Here is a 16,924-nt window from a genome sequence, read left to right as displayed (position 1 = left end):
TAGGAACCATCAATGACTGATAAAAACAATCAATCCAAAGAACTGCAGCCAAAAGACAGCAAGCCAGAATCTCAATCACCATCCACTTCAGGTCATACGTCTTCGGGCAAAACACAACAAGCATCCGGATCTTCAGCGAAAACATCGACACAAAAACAAAAAGACAATAAGTCAGCTTCCGGTGCCGGACTTGCCAAAACAGCCATTATTCTCAGCCTGATTCTCGCTGGAGGCATGGGCGCATATGTTTATCACATACAAAAAAATTATCAGACTCAGATAGCCCAGCTTCAGCAGCAGTTGCAAACATCAGTTTCAACGCTCAATCAGCAAGTCACTTCCCAGGCTCAATCAACCCAGGAAAAACTCACTCATACATCCAATAAATTCGATACCCTACTGGACCAGCAGCATAAGAGCATTGAAAGCCTGCAGCTGGCTTTGGCAGACATCAAAGGACGCCGCCCGAATGACTGGCTGCTGGCTGAGTCAGATTATCTGGTAAAACTTGCCGGAAGAAAGCTCTTTCTGGAGCATGATGTTCAAAGTGCCACTCTGCTCATGGAAAGTGCCGATCAACGCATCGCAGCGTTGAACGACCCAAGTCTTGTCCCTCTGCGACAGTCGATGGCTCAAGACATTACAACACTGAAAGCTGTTCCACTGGTCGACAAAGATGGCTTAGTGATTCGCCTGACCAGTCTGCAGCAACAAATTGATCAATTGCCATTAGCCAATGCAATATTGCCTGATGCGCCGGAAGTACAAAAGGATGAAGTCACAGAGAATGTCAGTGACTGGCAACATAACCTGCTGACTTCAGCCAAAGATTTTGTCAATAATTTCATTACATTCCGCACCAGAGACGGCAATGTGATTCCACTGCTTTCTCCAAAACAGGATTTCTACTTAAGAGAGAACCTGAAAGCGAAGCTGGAAACAGCTATCCGTGCAGTTTATAACGAGCAACAGGCGGTATACAGCACCGCACTTTCAACGGCCAGAGAGTGGTCTGTTTCCTTCCTGAATCAGGAAAACAATCATGTGAAGCAGTTCAATCACATGCTTGAGATGCTGGGTAAGAAAAATATCCAGGTCAACTACCCGGTCAAGCTGGAGTCACAAAGCCAACTCACCGATATTATTAATAATCGTCTGCGTAAAGAAGTCACCAGTTTGACGGAGGATGATTCATGATTCGTTCAATCTTTCTGTTTGTTGTTCTTGGCATAGGTTTATTTGTCGGTACTCAATATGCAGGACAACAAGGTTATGTTTTAATTTCAGTTGCCGGTAAAACGATTGAGATGAGTGTCACAACACTTGTCGTCATGGTTATTGCCTTGCTGGCAGTGTTGTTTGGCATTGAGTTTCTGATTAAAAAAGTTCTGAACACCACCACATCCACCTGGAACTGGTTTAGTGACAGGAAGTTGAAGAAGTCCCGTCGCTTTACCAATGAAGGGATCGTCAAACTTATCGAAGGTGACTGGAAACTGGCAGAAAAGAAAGTCACCCGGCTGGCCAAAAATCACGATATGCCATTGTTGTGTTATTTAATTGCATCAGAAGCGGCTTTAGAACAGGGCAATCAACAAAAACGAGAACACTACTTATCTCTGGCAGCACAGCAGAAAGATTCAACACTTGCGGTTGAACTGACGAAAGCCAAACAGTACTTCAAAGAAAAGAATTATCAGGCAGCGCAAAAAATTGTTACTGAATTATCAACACACTACCCGACCAATCCGGTTGTCCTGGCCTTACTGAAAAGCACCTACTATCAATTACAGCAATGGCCCGAACTACTCTATCTTCTTCCTCAGCTCAAAAAACGTAAATTAATTGAAGAAGATGAATTACAAAAGCTCTCCGTTGAAGCCCATTGCCAACAACTTTCAAAGGCGGCAGAACAACTGAATCAGGAGGGCTTACTGGAACACTGGAACCAACTTTCAAGAAAAACCAAAACCCAGCCAGAAATTCTCACCCACTATATTCATCTGCTGATAAAACATAATGAAGACGCCCAAGCCTTCAAACTCATCAAAGATCAACTGAAGAAACAGCCAGAATCACTTCTGAGTGCATTACTCCCGGAATTAAATCTTGAACCACCTCAGGCAGAATCAGCGATTAAGCAACTTAAGGACATGGTTCAGGGGAATGAACACAATGCCGAGGCTCAAAGTGCTTTAGGCCGCTTTTACATGAAGCAGCAACAATGGAGCCGCGCTCAGAGTTGTTTTGAGACCGCCTTGAGAAGCAGAAGTCATATCTCTGACTATCGTTATCTGGCACAGGCTCTGGAGTATCAGAACATGGCACAGGCAGCGCACGACGTCAGCCAGAAAGCACTCAGTCTGGCCAGTAATACAGCAGAAATCAAATGAGTCAGGCAGGTTAATAAAAAAAGCCAGCGGTTAATTATCAGCGCTGGCTTTTTTTATTTATATCACCCGGGAAAACTGCTGCTGCCGGGCCCGGCTTCTCAAATACCGATCAAAGCACATACATATGTTCCGGATTAATAATCGGCCTCTTGGAGTAACCAGAATGACATTAGGTGTCATTTTAACCAAACCGTCGGTAACAAAAGTCTGAAGTAACGCCAGATCTTCACTAAAATAACCATCAAATTGAATACCAAAGCCGGATTGGATTGCTTTCTTATCCAGCATGAAATTACACATCAGCTGCTTAATCACTTCCCGGCGAATCAAATCATCCTGATCCAGAGAAACACCTTTCCACAACGCATGCCGTTGTTCATCGACCTGCTGATAATACTGATTGAGTTCTTTATGATTCTGGGCATAAACATCCCCGACCATTGAAATAGCTGAAACACCAAAACCAATCAGGTCACAATCGCCATGAATCGTATATCCCTGGAAATTCCGGTGCAGACAGCCTTCCCGTTGCGCGACCGCCAAATCATCGTCTGGCACAGAAAAATGGTCCATTCCGATATATTGGTAACCCGCATCTGTTAAATTCCGGATAGTCGACTGCAGGATATTCATTTTTTCCCGGGCAACCGGTAAATCTGCCTCTTTAATTTTTCTCTGAGCCGGGAATAGCTGAGGCATATGGGCATAATTAAACACTGATAACCGCTCCGGAGCCAGTTCAATCACTTTCTTCAGTGTCTTGGTAAAGTTTTCACAATTCTGCTTTGGTAAACCATAAATCAGATCCAGATTCACCGATCTGAAGCCAAGTGACTTGGCGTGAGCAACCAGTTCCAGGATAAATGCTTCATCCTGTTCACGGTTAATTAACTGCTGAACCTGCTTATCAAAATCCTGAACACCAATACTCAGGCGATTAAAACCTTCCTGATACAAATGATCCAGAAGGCTCAGCTCAATTTCTCTGGGGTCAATCTCAATACTGATTTCAGCATCTGCAGTAAATGCAAACTCAGCACGCAGCAACGACATTAACCGGCTGATTTGAGCTTTAGTCAAAAAAGTCGGTGTTCCGCCACCAAAATGCAGCTGCACGACTTCGCGGTTCTGCAACTGCAATAACGAAGCCCGCTGACGGATTTCCAGTTCAAGCACATCAAGATATTCATCAGCTTTGTGATTATGCCGGGTTACCAGCTTATTACAGCCGCAGTAGTAGCAGAGTTTATGACAGAAAGGAATGTGAATGTATAACGATAACGGCCGCTCAGGATACTGAGTACATGCCATATCGAATTCAGCAATGGTAAACGCTTCGTGAAATTCGACGGCAGTCGGGTATGAGGTGTAACGGGGTCCGGAATAGTTGTACTTATCCAACATATCCTGATCCCAAACGACTTGCTGATTCAATATTGCTTGTTGAAACATATTCATTATTCCGCATTCAACACTGAGGGCCTATTTTGCCATACAGATTGGGGCGCGAGTTGAATAAGAAAACAGAAAACCTTATAAATCATCTAAACTGTTACTCAGATCACTGAACTAATCAATCTGAACAGCGGTTAAATAGTTTGAATCAAAATCTGATTATCTGTTGCCTTAATGCCTTCCCGTAATTGGTGGAGTTCCCGGATAACCGCCTCATTCAGGCGTTCTTCAGCCTTCATTCGACTCAGATTTTGCTTCATACGCTCTTGCTTTGGCAGCGCCTGACGCTCTTCACCACGGGCCATATCTTTTACAATATGATACAACTCACTAATAGCCGGGTAGGCTTTGTCAAAATCGACCCGTCGTTCTCCCTGAACGTAATCCATAATACAGTAAATACGAATACTCAGTTCAGAAAGATCACATTGCCCCTGGATACCGACCATACATAAGGTATTGACATTATCAAAAATATTCGCATTTCGCTTTTCAACTGCTAAAGCCTGATGCTGTGCAATCAAAGCTTTCTGCTTTTTGAGTTTTAGCAGCAAGTATCCGGCATAAGCAGCCAAAACCAGGATAATGATGACGCCAGTCACAATCAGTACAGTCAAATTCATGTCAGCTCCAGTGATTACAACTTATCAGAGTCCGTCTCTGTCCATTGCTGTAACAGTTCATCTTCACCAGAAAATTCAGGAATATCTGTCATTTCAGGCTGGTTATCATTCGTGTCAACATCATCCGTCTCTTCCAGCAAACCTGACTGTTTCATCAGCTTTTCAATACGATCCAGCTTTTCATCGACATACTTCTGTAAGCCAGCTCCCAACTTTTCACCATTTTCAAGACGACCCAGCAACACCTGCAATTGAGCATCATTTTCCAGCTGTATCAATTCCTGTTCAGCAGAAAGACGACGCTCCTGCTTCGTTTGCTTTTTAGGTGCCTCTACGATTAATGGCACCTTTTTCTTACTTCCCAGACGAGGGTCACGTTGCTGCTTCGCTCTCGAAAGTTCATTTTCCTGGCCTTGCGAATGGCGACTTCCAGTCTTCAATCCCTTCTTTTTCTTCTCTTTTTTTCTCAACCGACCTTCAACATCCGCACTTTTACGGTTACTTTTTCGTGCAAAAACGAGATCGCCGTTCACACCAGTTGTTGTTACTTTTCTGCGAGTCATGACAAGCCTTTCCTCAGTATAATTACATCACGCCCGATAAATTCAGGTTCAAGCTTATCCCGCTCGGCTAAATACCGGAATGTCTTCTGGCTGAAAAAGCTCACATGAGTGAGATCATTTTTATAATGCCAGGTTGAAAATGCATCCTGATTTTCAACTAATTTTGTCATCAGGCCAATATATCCACCCGGTTTGAGCATTTTTAACCATTGCTGCCAAACATCTCCCGGATGATACAAATGCTCAATCACCTCTGTTGCCGTAATAAAATCATAGACTGATGATAAGGCAGATACATTGTGATGATAAAAAATATCGTACAACGCAACCCGGTGACCCGCTTCTTCCAGCATCAAAGACAGGGTGGGCCCGGGCCCGCAACCATAATCCAGTCCGGAAGAGTCAGGCAACAAACGTTGATTCAGCGGTAAAAATAACCGCGATAAAAACTGCCTGTATCCCGGATCAGAAGGGTGATTCTCATGCAAATCATAGATGGACTTTTCAGCTTCTGCATCCAAACGATACGAAGGTGCCACACTCACCAGATCGCAACGAAGACACTGCAGGTATTCGCGACGTTTATCCTGATGATAAAGCTGCAGAGGAGAAGCATTACATAGCGGACAACAATGCATGAGCACTCCGGATTAGAGGATCATTAACCTTAAGGATGCGGAACATACCAGAATTGGGGAAAATAGTGGAGTCAGTATACCGGTTTTTTAAATCTTATTTATAAAAAAAACGACAGGATATCCTGTCGTTTTCTAACCTGCTACCGGAGCAGAAAAAATCAGAGCACTTGATTGTGCACAACTTTCCATTTGTTATTCGTGCTTTCCATGCAAAAACATTGTTCGTCATCATCCTGATGAATTTTGACTATCCGTGAAAACTTCACTGTTATGGGCACTTCCGTGTCCTGGTCCTTTACGCGCTTCTTCCTGAAACAAATAGACCATCCATATCGGGTACACGCCCTGTCTACCCAAAAAGGCTATCACAAACACTATTCGCGAAACCCACGATTTAATTTACCGGAAATTTCAATCAGAACAACTCACCCGGATTTTTTGTTGAACACATTTTGAAACAATTTCACAAAAAAACATAATAATCAGCCAATTAAACTAACTGATACATAATTAATACCTTTATTTATGGACAATCTCTTACAAAAATCATCAGAAAAAAAGAAAAAATCTGATGATCGCCCGGTTGCTTTCATGCTGCTCCCGGAATAGTACAGAAAACCACCATCCTCTGAAGTATCCAGCTATGAGGAATATTCATGATATACTCAGTGCTGTTCCAGACTTTGCTACAACGGAGTTTACCTTGAGTGTAAAAATTAACTACCAACACACACACTTTATTACCAGTGCGCCGGATATTCGTCATCTGCCCGAAGATCAAGGTATTGAAATCGCCTTTGCCGGCCGCTCAAATGCCGGGAAATCGAGTGCACTCAACAGGCTGGCAAATCAGAAAAGTCTGGCTAAAACCAGTAAAACACCAGGCCGTACCCAGCTGATTAATTTATTCAAAGTGACCGAAGACTGTCATATTGTGGACCTGCCAGGATATGGCTTTGCCCAGGTTCCCATTGAAATGAAGAAAAAATGGCAGAAATCTCTTGGAGAATACTTACAAAAGCGTCAATGCCTGAAAGGATTGGTTGTACTGATGGATATCCGCCATCCGATGAAAGATCTGGATCAACAACTCATCTACTGGGCTGTTGAAAGTAATATTCCTGTTCAGGTTCTGCTAACAAAAGCTGATAAGCTGAAAAGTGGTGCCCGAAAGGCGCAATTACTCAAAATCAGAGAAGCTTCGCTGGCTTTCTGCGGAGATGTCAGTGTCGATTTGTTTTCATCATTATCCGGAATTGGTGTTGATGTTTTACGCAGCAAGCTGGATACCTGGTTCTCACCGGCTTTTATCTCAGATGAAGCATAACCACTCCGGTAAAAGTGACCTAACCAATTAATAACTAAGAACAAATAAAAACCCCACCTTCCTGGCGGGGTTAACGGGAGAGATAATGAACTTTTTTGTTATTTGTTTTTGTGCCTCTAGAAGCATCGTCTAATCTAAAGAATAATTCAATCCCGAGTTAATAAATTTAACAGCCAGCCAAAATTCATATAACCTTTTGATATTAAATAATATAACAACCAAATCATGGCTTTATTCACGCATAGAATTAATGATTTTGTGACAAACAATTTATTACAAATCTGTTATATACATTCATTTCATAAAATATGACGACAATTCGGAAGAATCAGAATAATAGAGAAGAAAGGAATTGAAAGGACAAGCTCAATGTCGAAATTTTTCCGATGAAAAACAATTGGTTACTACAATAAAAAACGCCCCAGTCAAAAACTGACTGGGGCGGCTGAAACAGCCTAATCCAATAACGTGAAACAAAAGGTCTGAAAGATAGAACATCTTACCTCTGTACCCTACGTCATTTAATGTACAACAGTCTGATGAAAAAAGAAACCCATTTTGTAATTAATTTTCATATTTTTTATACCAAAATACATAAGGTCATGATTCACGTTAGTTTTTTCCAAATATAAAAAAACTGGTGTTTTCACACCAGCTCTTTATTCAGATAAGATTCAGATCACACATTCAACGGATGAATGAGCCTTATTCAGGCAAAACTATTTTCTATTCAAGCGAAACAGCCATTAATGTGCCTGTTCCCAGCTCTCTCCAAACCCACTCTCTGCCACCAATGGCACATTAAGCAATGCAGCTGACTCCATCAGTTTCTGTATTTTATTTACAATTTCGGGTAAAAATGACTCCTGAACTTCAAAAACGAGTTCATCATGAACCTGCATCAATAAACGCACTCTCCCCTGACCTTCGTCTTCAATCCAACGATCAACGGATAACATGGCTTTTTTAATGATATCCGCTGCGGTTCCCTGCATCGGCGCATTAATGGCAGCACGTTCTGCAGCTTTGCGACGCATCCCATTTCTTGAACGAATTTCAGGCAGGTATAAACGACGACCAAACAAGGTCTCAACATAGCCATTCTCACTCGCCTGAGAACGGGTATCTTCCATATACTGCATGACTCCGGGATAACGCTCAAAATAAGTATCCATGTACGATTGCGCTTCACCACGTGAGATACCCAGCTGCTTCGCTAAACCGAATGCACTCATGCCATAAATCAAGCCAAAATTAACGGCTTTGGCACGACGACGATGTTCACTTGAAACCTGGTCAATATGAACACCTAAAATCTCAGCAGCCGTTGCAGTGTGAATATCTTTCCCTTCACGGAAAGCATCCAGCAAAGCCTGATCACCCGAAAGGTGAGCCATAATTCTTAACTCAATTTGTGAATAATCTATCGCAACGACTTTCCAGCCTTTCTCCGCAACAAAGGCCTGACGAATTCTCCGCCCTTCTTCATTACGAACAGGAATATTTTGTAAATTTGGATCGGTCGATGACAAACGGCCGGTTGCTGTCACCGCCTGATGATATGAAGTATGAACCCGTCCAGTTGCCGGATTGATCATTTTCGGTAACTTATCGGTATAAGTTGATTTAAGCTTTGCCAGTCCCCGGTATTCCAGTATTACCTGAGGTAACGGATAATCTAACGCCAGTTCCTGTAAAACTTCTTCGTTTGTCGAAGGCGCACCAGATGGCGTTTTTTTAACAACAGGTAATCCCATTTTATCAAACAGAATAGCCTGCAACTGTTTCGGAGAGCTGAGGTTAAATTCTTCACCAGCGATCTCAAAAGCTTTTTGTTCAAGCTCAGTTAGTCTGACCGCTATTTCCTGAGACTGAGCATGGAGTAATGAATCGTCAATCAGTACACCGGTTCTTTCCATACGTGACAATACCGGAACTAAAGGCACTTCGATTTCGTCATAAATGGTCTGCAGCTTCTGGTTGGCTTCAATACTTTCAATTAAACGATTATGCAACCGTAATGTAATATCAGCATCTTCAGCGGCATAAACTCCCGCCTGTTCCAGATCAATCTGATTAAATGTCAGTTGGTTTTTGCCTTTACCGGCAATCTGTTCAAACGAAATACATTGATGTTGCAGAAAACGTAATGCCAGACTATCCATATCGTGGCGCCCGCCGACACTATCGTAAACGTAAGAGGCCAACATAGTATCGTGACGTATCCCGCGCAGTTCGATGTCATAACGAGCCAGAATACTCATATCAAATTTCAGATTTTGCCCGACTTTTGCCAGATTCTCATCTTCAAGGAGCGGTTTCAGCTTGTCTAATACCCACTCCCGGCTCAGTTGCTGAGGCGCATCCAGATAATCGTGCGCAACGGGAACATAAGCGGCTTCCCCCTCTTTGATTGCAAAAGATAACCCGACCAGATTGGCAGTCATATAATCAAGACCATCCGTTTCAGTATCAAACGCAAACAGAGATGCTGCTTTCAACTTATCCAGCCAGGACAAAAAAGTCGCTTCATCCAGAATCGTCTGGTAACCATCCTGATCAATTTTTACGGCAGATGTATTCACCTGAGATGACGAACCATCCTGAGCTTTCCCGGATGATGAAACAGATCCGGTACTTTCTCCGCCCTCTGTCAGCTCATTCAGCCATGACTTAAATGCCAGCTGACTATACATCTCTGTCAGGTTGTCTTTATCCGGGTCTTGTTTCACCAGAGATTCCGGCGTTTCGTCCAGTGCCACATCCAGTTTAATTGTTGCCAGCTGATATGAAAGCAGCGCATCATCTTTGTGTTCTTCCAACTTCTTCGCCATGCTTTTCGAACCACGGAAAGTCAGATCAGAGATTTTATCAAGGTTTTGATACAGCGCATCAAGCCCTCCAATGCCCTGAAGTAATGCTTTCGCTGTTTTTTCTCCAACGCCCGGGACACCGGGAATATTATCGACCTTATCTCCCATTAGCGACAGATAATCAATAATCAGTTCCGGCGGTATACCGAATTTTTCAATCACACCTTCACGATCCAGAATGACGTTTGTCATCGTATTGATCAAAGTCACCTTATCATTCACAAGCTGAGCCATGTCTTTATCACCGGTACTGATCAAAACAGGAATACCAGCCTGCGAAGCCTGAGTCGAAATGGTTCCGATGACATCATCAGCTTCCACACCTTCAATCGCCAGTAAGGGCAATCCCATAGAACGAATTATTTTATGTAACGGCTCGATTTGGCTACGCAGCTCATCCGGCATTGGTGGGCGATGGGCTTTATATTCCGGATACATATCATCCCGGAAAGTTTTTCCTTTCGCATCAAAAATGACAGCAATCCGATCTGATGGGTACTGTCGTAACATGCTGCGAATCATGTTCACAACACCATAGATTGCATTGGTCTGAATCTTACCGTTACTCATTGTTTCAGGATAAGCATGGAACGCACGATAGAGATAAGATGAGCCATCAATAAGAATGAGAGGATTATCAGGAATTTGAGCCATAGTATGTTGGTATCCAAATTTGGTCGGGAATCACAAGCAGGCATTAGAATGCCACTTCTGCCCTCAGGATTCTACGCTCTGAATTACTTTTGGAAAAAATGGGCAGAATAACCACTCGTCACAGAAGCAGTCGATTGTGGATAAGTCTGTTTATACTTTTTTTTAACTTTGAACAAAAGAGAAGAAAGATGAAACGAAAATGAACCTAAGCTTATGATTAAAAACAAAAAATAAAAAGATCTGTGCAAATAACAATGATCCTTTCGTGATCAACTGCTGTGGAAAAGTATAGCTTTTGTACAATGGGTGACTTTTTATATATACCAATAAAGAAAAAGCGATATTCAAATATGAATATCGCCTAGCATAAGAAAGAAAGAGATTTATGTGACAAATCGCTTTCCTGTAAAGCTATAAATTACACTGGAAGCAATGTGAGCAATGTCGTGCCAAAAAGAATGAATATGCCAAACTGTATCAACATACAGAACAGCAAGTGCATCCCCTATGACGAGGTTAATAATAACCATTCTCACTTGAGAGTCAAGTGCAAATAAGAATTAATATCATTATTTCTTCAGGTTATTGACAATGGTCTCACTGGATTCCGCTAACCATTCTGCAACATCTTTAGCAAAGTAGGTCAGAATGCCATCAGCGCCAGCTCTTTTAAAACACAGCAGAGATTCGAGAACTGTCTCCTTTTCTTTCAGAAAGCCATTCATAATCGCGGCTTTATGCATCGCATACTCTCCGGAGACCTGATAAGCAAACGTAGGTACCTGAAGCTCAGATTTTACCCGGCGAACCACATCCAGATAAGGCATGCCAGGCTTCACCATCACCATGTCAGCACCTTCCTGAATATCCATAGCGACTTCCTGAAGGGCTTCATCACTATTCGCAGGATCCATCTGATAGGTTTTTTTATCCCCGCCTTTCAAATTTGCGGCTGAACCGATAGCATCACGAAACGGGCCATAATAACAAGATGCATACTTAGCAGAGTAAGCCATAATCTGAGTATGAATATATCCGGCTTCTTCCAATGCCTCCCGGATGAGTCCAATCCGCCCATCCATCATGTCCGAAGGCGCAACAACATCGGCTCCCGCCTGTGCATGAGATAGTGCCTGACGAATAAGTACTTCGGTTGTTTCGTCATTCAACACATAACCGTCATCGTCAATAATTCCGTCCTGACCATGAGTTGTATACGGATCTAAAGCAACGTCCGTAATCACACCTATCTGCGGCACGTGCTCCTTCAACTCACGGACCGCCCTTTGAATTAACCCTTCCGGATTATAGGCTTCTGCAGCATCGAGACTTTTCACATCCTGATTCACAACAGGAAACAGAGCAATGGCAGGCACACCAAGCCCCGCAAGATAAGAAGCTTCTTCAAGCAACAAATCAATCGATAAACGTTCTATCCCGGGCATAGATTCAACAGGTTCCCGGCGATCTTTACCCATCAAAATAAAGACCGGATAGATCAGATCGTTCACTGACAATGTATGTTCAGCCGTCAGACGACGACTAAAATCATGCTTACGGACACGGCGCATCCGGCGACCAGGAAACTGACCAATTACAGAAACTGACACATACTCCTCCTTCTCTATTATCATTTACTTCGAAACATCATCATTTGTATCACTTTGAAAGCCAAAGCGAATTCAGAAAATATCTCTGAGTGCATAAAATCATATCACTCCGTTTATTCTCTGCCATGAAAAATCTTCATTTCCTCTGCCGGACTCTATATTCTCGGGATATTCCGGTATACTGAGCCTCACGAATCAGAACTATCAAATTTCACTATGATTGACACACATGCTCACATTTACGCCAGAGAATTTGATCAGGATCGCGATGACGTGATTCAGAGGGCGCGCCTGTCAGGCATTGAAAAAATCCTGATGCCAAACATTGATCCGGACTCCATTACCCCGATGCTTGCAACTGAATCATCATATCCGGATATCTGCTACGCCATGATGGGACTTCATCCGTGTCATGTCGATGACAATTACCAACAGAATCTGAAAACCATAGAACACTGGTTTGAACAACGTGACTTTATCGCTGTAGGTGAAATCGGTATCGACCTTTACTGGGATCAAACCTATAAAAAAGAGCAGGAAATTGCGTTTATTACTCAACTCCGGCTGGCAAAAAATAAACAACGTCCGGTTGTTATCCATACCAGAGATTCAATTCAGGAAACACTGGCATTACTACAAAAAGAGCAGGATGGTTCGCTTCAGGGCGTTTTTCACTGCTTTGGCGGAACGCTTGATGAAGCGCAACAAATCACGGATTTAGGGTTTCATCTTGGCCTCGGAGGCGTGACAACATTTAAGAATGGCGGAATGGATAAAGTTGTGCCACACCTCGATCTGAACCATATCATTCTGGAAACGGACTGCCCTTACCTGGCACCGGTACCACACCGCGGTAAGCGTAATGAACCCGCCTACACGCAACTGGTCGCAGAACGCATCGCAGTACTAAAAGCATGCACACCAGAAGAAGTTGACCGTCTCACAACACATAATGCAGAAACGCTGTTCAGGCTCAGCAAATAAAGCCTGACAGCAGCTTCCTGTTTCCTTTTCCCAAAGCGATACCGTTTCAATCACTTAAACTGTGTCGTTTTCCGTCTCACGTCTGGTGTAAAAGCGGGCAAAAAAGATACCGACCTCAAACAACAAACACATCGGAATAGCCAACAGCGTCTGAGAAAAAATATCCGGAGGTGTCAGGAACATCCCCACGACAAAAACACTAACAATAATGTAAGGCCGTTTTGTCCGTAAACTTTCTGGTGAAGTCGCACCTGTCCAGCACAATAAAATAATGGCAACCGGTACTTCAAACGCAATCCCAAAAGCCAGAAAGATTGCCAGAACAAAATCCAGATAACTGGAAATATCCGTCGCATATTCCACGCCCCCCAAAGAGATTGCGGTGAAGAAACCAAAAATCAGGGGAAAGACGACATAGTAAGCAAACGCCACACCACAGTAAAACAGTAACGTACTGGAAAACATCAGTGGCATGACGAGGCGGCGCTCACGCTGATATAATCCCGGCGCAACAAATGCCCATAACTGGTACAGAATAAACGGTACGGCAAGGAATACCGACACAATTAAAGTCAGTTTCAGTGGCGTAAGAAAAGGAGACGCGACATCTGTCGCTATCATGGTTGCTCCCTGGGGTAACCTGTCAATTAAAGGTCTGGAAACAAATTCATAGATATAACTTGAAAAATAAACCAGTGCGATGAAAATGACTAACACCGCACCCAAGCTTCGCAAAAGACGATCACGAAGCTCAAGCAGATGACTGATTAGAGGTTGAGTCTGTTCTGCGGATGACATAATAACGATGACTCCTGACAGCAATCAAAACAGTCAATAACTCACTATTCTGAGAACTATTTTATACTTAAGATTCCGGCTTTTTTTCCGTTGCTGTTGATGCGTCAGACAAATTTTCTGAATCAGGTACTAAAGCAGCGTTTTCACGTTCAACTGCATCATTCACAGTCTCTTTAACCTGATCAACAGAAGACTCAAATTCCGAAGCTTTCTTCTTGATTGTCTGTTCAGCATTACGCAAATCTTCCTGGATCTGATTCAGCTCAAGCTCACGGTTCAGTTCATCTTTCACACTATTGGCCATTTGTCTCGCTGTACGGACAAAACGGCCGACAGAGCGAATCGCAGATGGCATCCGCTCAGGCCCTAAGACAACCAAAGCAACAACGAAAATTAATACCAGCTCCCAAAAACCGATATCAAACACGATAAGGCCCTACTCTTTATCCTGGTGAGTCTGTTCCTTTTGATGGCTCAGAGGCTGACCGGACTGAAGTTCATCGTCGCCAGACTTCTCTTCCTGCTTCAGTTTATCCGGATCTTCATCAGCTATAGCTTTCTTAAAGCCTTTCACAGCACCACCCAAGTCACTTCCCATACCGCGGAGTTTCTTTGTCCCAAACAGTAAAACAACGATCACGGCAACAATCAGTAATTGCCAGACACTAATTCCACCCATATCTTTACTCTCCTTTTGAATTTATATTTCTATTTATAATAGCGGTGTACCGGATTTATCGACGATAAAGCACCCAGCTACACACCCAACTGATACTACCACCAATCAAAGTGCTTATAGAAATATCAACATGATCATTTACTGCAAAAATTGCGGAGCAAATCATTAATGTAGCACCAACACCAAGGAAAAACTTCCCCGTTCCATGTTCCCGTTTCACCTGGCGATAATTCTGGTACATCAGATCGACCCGCTGATTCATTACCCGTCCCTGTTTCAGACTTTCGTATACCAGCTCCGGAAACTCAGGTAGTTTCTCAGCCCAGTAAGGAGCCTTCTCACGGATGGAGCGCACAATCGCTTCCGGGCCAACCTGTTGTCTCATCCACTGTTCAAGAAAAGGCTTCGCCGTTTTCCATAAATCCAGTTGTGGATACAATTGCCGGCCAAGACCTTCAACATACAGTAAAGTCTTCTGTAATAAAACTAACTGCGGCTGAACTTCCATGTGAAACCGCCGGGCAGTATTGAAAAGGTTAAGTAACACATGGCCAAATGAAATTTCACACAGTGGCTTGGCAAAAATAGGTTCACACACAACCCGAATCGCACTTTCAAACTCATCAATATTCGTATCGAAAGGAACCCAACCTGACTCAACATGTAGTTCAGCAACGCGCCGGTAATCCCGGTTGAAGAAAGCCAGAAAGTTCTCAGCCAGATAGCGCTTGTCTTCCTTATTGAGTGTCCCGACAATCCCACAATCGAGTCCAATCCATTGAGGGTTTTCCGGATGACGTGGGGAAACAAAAACATTACCGGGGTGCATATCAGCATGGAAAAAACTATCTCTGAATACCTGGGTAAAAAAGACACTTACACCACGTTCTGCCAGCAGTTGCATGTTGGTTCCGTTTGCGTTCAATCCTTCATGATCCGAAACCTGAATGCCATAAATACGCTCAGAAACCATGACCGTCTGATTACTCAACTCTGAAACCACTTCCGGAATATATAATTCTTCGCTGCCTTCAAAATTGCGCCGCAGTTGAATCGCATTGGCAGCTTCACGCCGCAGATCTAACTCATCTTTGAGTGTTTTCTCATACTCCCTGATCACTTCGACCGGCTTCAGCCGCCGCGCTTCCGGAAGTGTCCTCGCAACCAGCCGGGCAAGGCGGAACATCAACTTAATATCTGCGGTTATCACTGGCTGGATATCCGGACGAATCACTTTAATCACGACTTCCTGCCCGGATGACTTTAACGTCGCCGTATGTACCTGCGCAATGGATGCAGATGCCAGTGGCCTGACCTGAAAATCATCAAACCAGGTCTCTATTGGTCCGCCTAAAGCGGACTCGATCTGTTGTCTGGCAAGCTCCCCGTCAAACGGGTCAACTTTGTCCTGCAGCAATGCCAGTTGATCAGCTATATGTGGCGGGAACAAATCCCGTCGGGTCGACATCATCTGACCAAACTTAATCCACACAGGCCCTAAAGCCTGCAGCGCAAGTCTTAACCGTTCGCCTATGGGTTTCTCAGGATGACGGTTTTTCAGCCAGAACAGAGATTTTCTGGCCAGCATGGGGGCTTTCAATAACTGGTGATGAGGAAGCAACTCATCCAGCCCAAACTCAAGCTGAACTTTAATAATCCGGTAAAGTCTTCTGATTTCTGTTGGTGTCATCGTTTATCTGCTAATTGGTTGTCAATGATATCCGATACATTCAGAATGCGGGCTTCCAGCCGGGCAAGCTGACTATGAACGTCATCAACCTGATCACAAAAATCTGCGACTTCAAGAGGCCCGGGCGCAATACGCCATTCTTCGGTCAATACCTGCCCCAGATGAGACTGATGCCGCTTAAACTCTCCCTGCACGAAGTATCCTAAATCTTTCACACCACGAACAACGGAGTGTGCAACAACATCTCCCGTTAACCGGGACAGCCATTCTTCAGGATCTGGCTGGCACTCCGTTAATAACTTTGAAAAACCCTGCGCTAAACGCATGTCGCCTTCCAAAACCAGTTCATCTGCTTTAATCAACCGGGTGATATTAGCCTGCTCCTTTAACTGCGGTAAAACAGCCAGCTTCAGAGATAAATAGCAATCCGGTTGTCCTTCATAACCATTGAGGACATCGACCTGCTGGCTGAAAACAAATGTCAGCGTTTGATCGAGCTCTTTCAGATGAATTTGCACTGATTGCCCTTTCAGGCGTGCAGCCTGACGAACCAACATTGGATCATCCTGAATCAGACGGTTCAGAACCGTTTCAATTGTCGCAGTAATCAAGGATTCAAATGGCATAAACCAGACCT

Annotated in this window: 15 protein-coding genes; 4 read left to right on the top strand and 11 right to left on the bottom strand. The window is 43.6% G+C overall.

Annotated features, from left to right (window positions below):
• The first annotated feature begins 12 nt into the window (after positions 1-12).
• Positions 13-1,197: a uroporphyrinogen-III C-methyltransferase gene (locus tag OC443_RS00650; protein ID WP_073580595.1), complete on the top strand. Its 1,185-nt coding sequence runs from the start codon at positions 13-15 to the stop codon at positions 1,195-1,197.
• Complete coding sequence (locus OC443_RS00645; protein WP_073580593.1) at positions 1,194-2,393, top strand: heme biosynthesis protein HemY; 1,200 nt, start codon at positions 1,194-1,196, stop codon at positions 2,391-2,393. The genes OC443_RS00650 and OC443_RS00645 overlap by 4 nt, the downstream gene beginning before the upstream one ends.
• A gap of 57 nt (positions 2,394-2,450) precedes the next feature.
• Here the strand turns inward: OC443_RS00645 and hemN are convergent, their stop codons facing one another.
• The 4 genes from hemN to OC443_RS00625 form a co-directional block, all read right to left on the bottom strand.
• On the bottom strand, positions 2,451-3,845 hold the full coding sequence (gene hemN / locus OC443_RS00640) for an oxygen-independent coproporphyrinogen III oxidase (RefSeq protein ID WP_073580591.1): 1,395 nt from the start codon (positions 3,843-3,845) through the stop codon (positions 2,451-2,453).
• A gap of 137 nt (positions 3,846-3,982) precedes the next feature.
• Positions 3,983-4,471 (bottom strand): DUF2489 domain-containing protein, encoded by a 489-nt coding sequence (locus OC443_RS00635; RefSeq protein WP_073580590.1) that lies wholly within the window; start codon positions 4,469-4,471, stop codon positions 3,983-3,985.
• Positions 4,472-4,485: 14 nt separating this feature from the next.
• Positions 4,486-5,034 (bottom strand): Der GTPase-activating protein YihI, encoded by a 549-nt coding sequence (gene yihI / locus OC443_RS00630; RefSeq protein ID WP_073580589.1) that lies wholly within the window; start codon positions 5,032-5,034, stop codon positions 4,486-4,488.
• Positions 5,031-5,672, bottom strand: a complete 642-nt coding sequence (locus OC443_RS00625) for a class I SAM-dependent methyltransferase (RefSeq protein ID WP_073580588.1) — start codon at positions 5,670-5,672, stop codon at positions 5,031-5,033. The genes yihI and OC443_RS00625 overlap by 4 nt, the downstream gene beginning before the upstream one ends.
• A 703-nt stretch (positions 5,673-6,375) precedes the next feature.
• Between OC443_RS00625 and yihA the strand changes: the two genes are divergently transcribed.
• Positions 6,376-6,999: a ribosome biogenesis GTP-binding protein YihA/YsxC gene (gene yihA / locus OC443_RS00620; RefSeq protein WP_073580735.1), complete on the top strand. Its 624-nt coding sequence runs from the start codon at positions 6,376-6,378 to the stop codon at positions 6,997-6,999.
• A 746-nt stretch (positions 7,000-7,745) separates the two neighbouring features.
• Here the strand turns inward: yihA and polA are convergent.
• Both polA and hemB read right to left on the bottom strand, forming a co-directional pair.
• Entirely contained in the window at positions 7,746-10,526 is a 2,781-nt protein-coding gene (gene polA / locus OC443_RS00615) for a DNA polymerase I (protein ID WP_073580587.1), read from the bottom strand.
• A 569-nt stretch (positions 10,527-11,095) separates the two neighbouring features.
• Positions 11,096-12,136 (bottom strand): porphobilinogen synthase, encoded by a 1,041-nt coding sequence (hemB, locus tag OC443_RS00610; RefSeq protein ID WP_073580585.1) that lies wholly within the window; start codon positions 12,134-12,136, stop codon positions 11,096-11,098.
• 216 nt (positions 12,137-12,352) lie between these two features.
• Here hemB and OC443_RS00605 point away from each other — a divergent pair, with 216 nt between their 5' ends.
• Entirely contained in the window at positions 12,353-13,120 is a 768-nt protein-coding gene (locus OC443_RS00605; RefSeq protein ID WP_073580583.1) for a TatD family hydrolase, read from the top strand.
• A 54-nt stretch (positions 13,121-13,174) separates the two neighbouring features.
• On the opposite strand, the gene tatC is transcribed toward OC443_RS00605, so the two are convergent.
• From tatC to OC443_RS00580, 5 genes are all read right to left on the bottom strand, one after another.
• On the bottom strand, positions 13,175-13,918 hold the full coding sequence (gene tatC / locus OC443_RS00600; protein ID WP_073580581.1) for a twin-arginine translocase subunit TatC: 744 nt from the start codon (positions 13,916-13,918) through the stop codon (positions 13,175-13,177).
• Between the two features lie 67 nt (positions 13,919-13,985).
• Positions 13,986-14,345 carry a Sec-independent protein translocase protein TatB gene (tatB, locus tag OC443_RS00595; RefSeq protein WP_073580579.1) on the bottom strand — a complete coding sequence of 120 codons (360 nt, stop codon included), beginning with the start codon at positions 14,343-14,345 and terminating at the stop codon, positions 13,986-13,988.
• Between the two features lie 9 nt (positions 14,346-14,354).
• Positions 14,355-14,597: a Sec-independent protein translocase subunit TatA gene (tatA, locus tag OC443_RS00590; RefSeq protein WP_073580577.1), complete on the bottom strand. Its 243-nt coding sequence runs from the start codon at positions 14,595-14,597 to the stop codon at positions 14,355-14,357.
• A gap of 55 nt (positions 14,598-14,652) precedes the next feature.
• On the bottom strand, positions 14,653-16,287 hold the full coding sequence (ubiB, locus tag OC443_RS00585; RefSeq protein WP_073580575.1) for a ubiquinone biosynthesis regulatory protein kinase UbiB: 1,635 nt from the start codon (positions 16,285-16,287) through the stop codon (positions 14,653-14,655).
• Positions 16,284-16,913, bottom strand: coding sequence for a ubiquinone biosynthesis accessory factor UbiJ (locus OC443_RS00580; RefSeq protein ID WP_073580573.1), 630 nt, complete (start codon positions 16,911-16,913; stop codon positions 16,284-16,286). Before OC443_RS00580 ends, ubiB begins: the two co-directional genes overlap by 4 nt.
• Positions 16,914-16,924 lie beyond the last annotated feature (11 nt).

This window comes from Vibrio quintilis, from assembly GCF_024529975.1.
In the GTDB taxonomy this organism is placed as follows: Bacteria; Pseudomonadota; Gammaproteobacteria; order Enterobacterales; family Vibrionaceae; genus Vibrio; species Vibrio quintilis.
This window is presented reverse-complemented; position numbering and strand designations above follow the sequence as displayed.

Excerpts from the sequence above, each read along its gene's own strand:
- OC443_RS00650 (WP_073580595.1), top strand. The coding sequence starts at position 13 with ATGACTGATAAAAACAATCAATCCAAAGAACTGCAGCCAAAAGACAGC.
- OC443_RS00645 (WP_073580593.1), top strand. The coding sequence starts at position 1,194 with ATGATTCGTTCAATCTTTCTGTTTGTTGTTCTTGGCATAGGTTTATTT.
- hemN (WP_073580591.1), bottom strand. The coding sequence starts at position 3,845 with ATGTTTCAACAAGCAATATTGAATCAGCAAGTCGTTTGGGATCAGGAT.
- OC443_RS00635 (WP_073580590.1), bottom strand. The coding sequence starts at position 4,471 with ATGAATTTGACTGTACTGATTGTGACTGGCGTCATCATTATCCTGGTT.
- yihI (WP_073580589.1), bottom strand. The coding sequence starts at position 5,034 with ATGACTCGCAGAAAAGTAACAACAACTGGTGTGAACGGCGATCTCGTT.
- OC443_RS00625 (WP_073580588.1), bottom strand. The coding sequence starts at position 5,672 with ATGCATTGTTGTCCGCTATGTAATGCTTCTCCTCTGCAGCTTTATCAT.
- polA (WP_073580587.1), bottom strand. The coding sequence starts at position 10,526 with ATGGCTCAAATTCCTGATAATCCTCTCATTCTTATTGATGGCTCATCT.
- OC443_RS00605 (WP_073580583.1), top strand. The coding sequence starts at position 12,353 with ATGATTGACACACATGCTCACATTTACGCCAGAGAATTTGATCAGGAT.
- tatC (WP_073580581.1), bottom strand. The coding sequence starts at position 13,918 with ATGTCATCCGCAGAACAGACTCAACCTCTAATCAGTCATCTGCTTGAG.
- tatA (WP_073580577.1), bottom strand. The coding sequence starts at position 14,597 with ATGGGTGGAATTAGTGTCTGGCAATTACTGATTGTTGCCGTGATCGTT.
- ubiB (WP_073580575.1), bottom strand. The coding sequence starts at position 16,287 with ATGACACCAACAGAAATCAGAAGACTTTACCGGATTATTAAAGTTCAG.
- OC443_RS00580 (WP_073580573.1), bottom strand. The coding sequence starts at position 16,913 with ATGCCATTTGAATCCTTGATTACTGCGACAATTGAAACGGTTCTGAAC.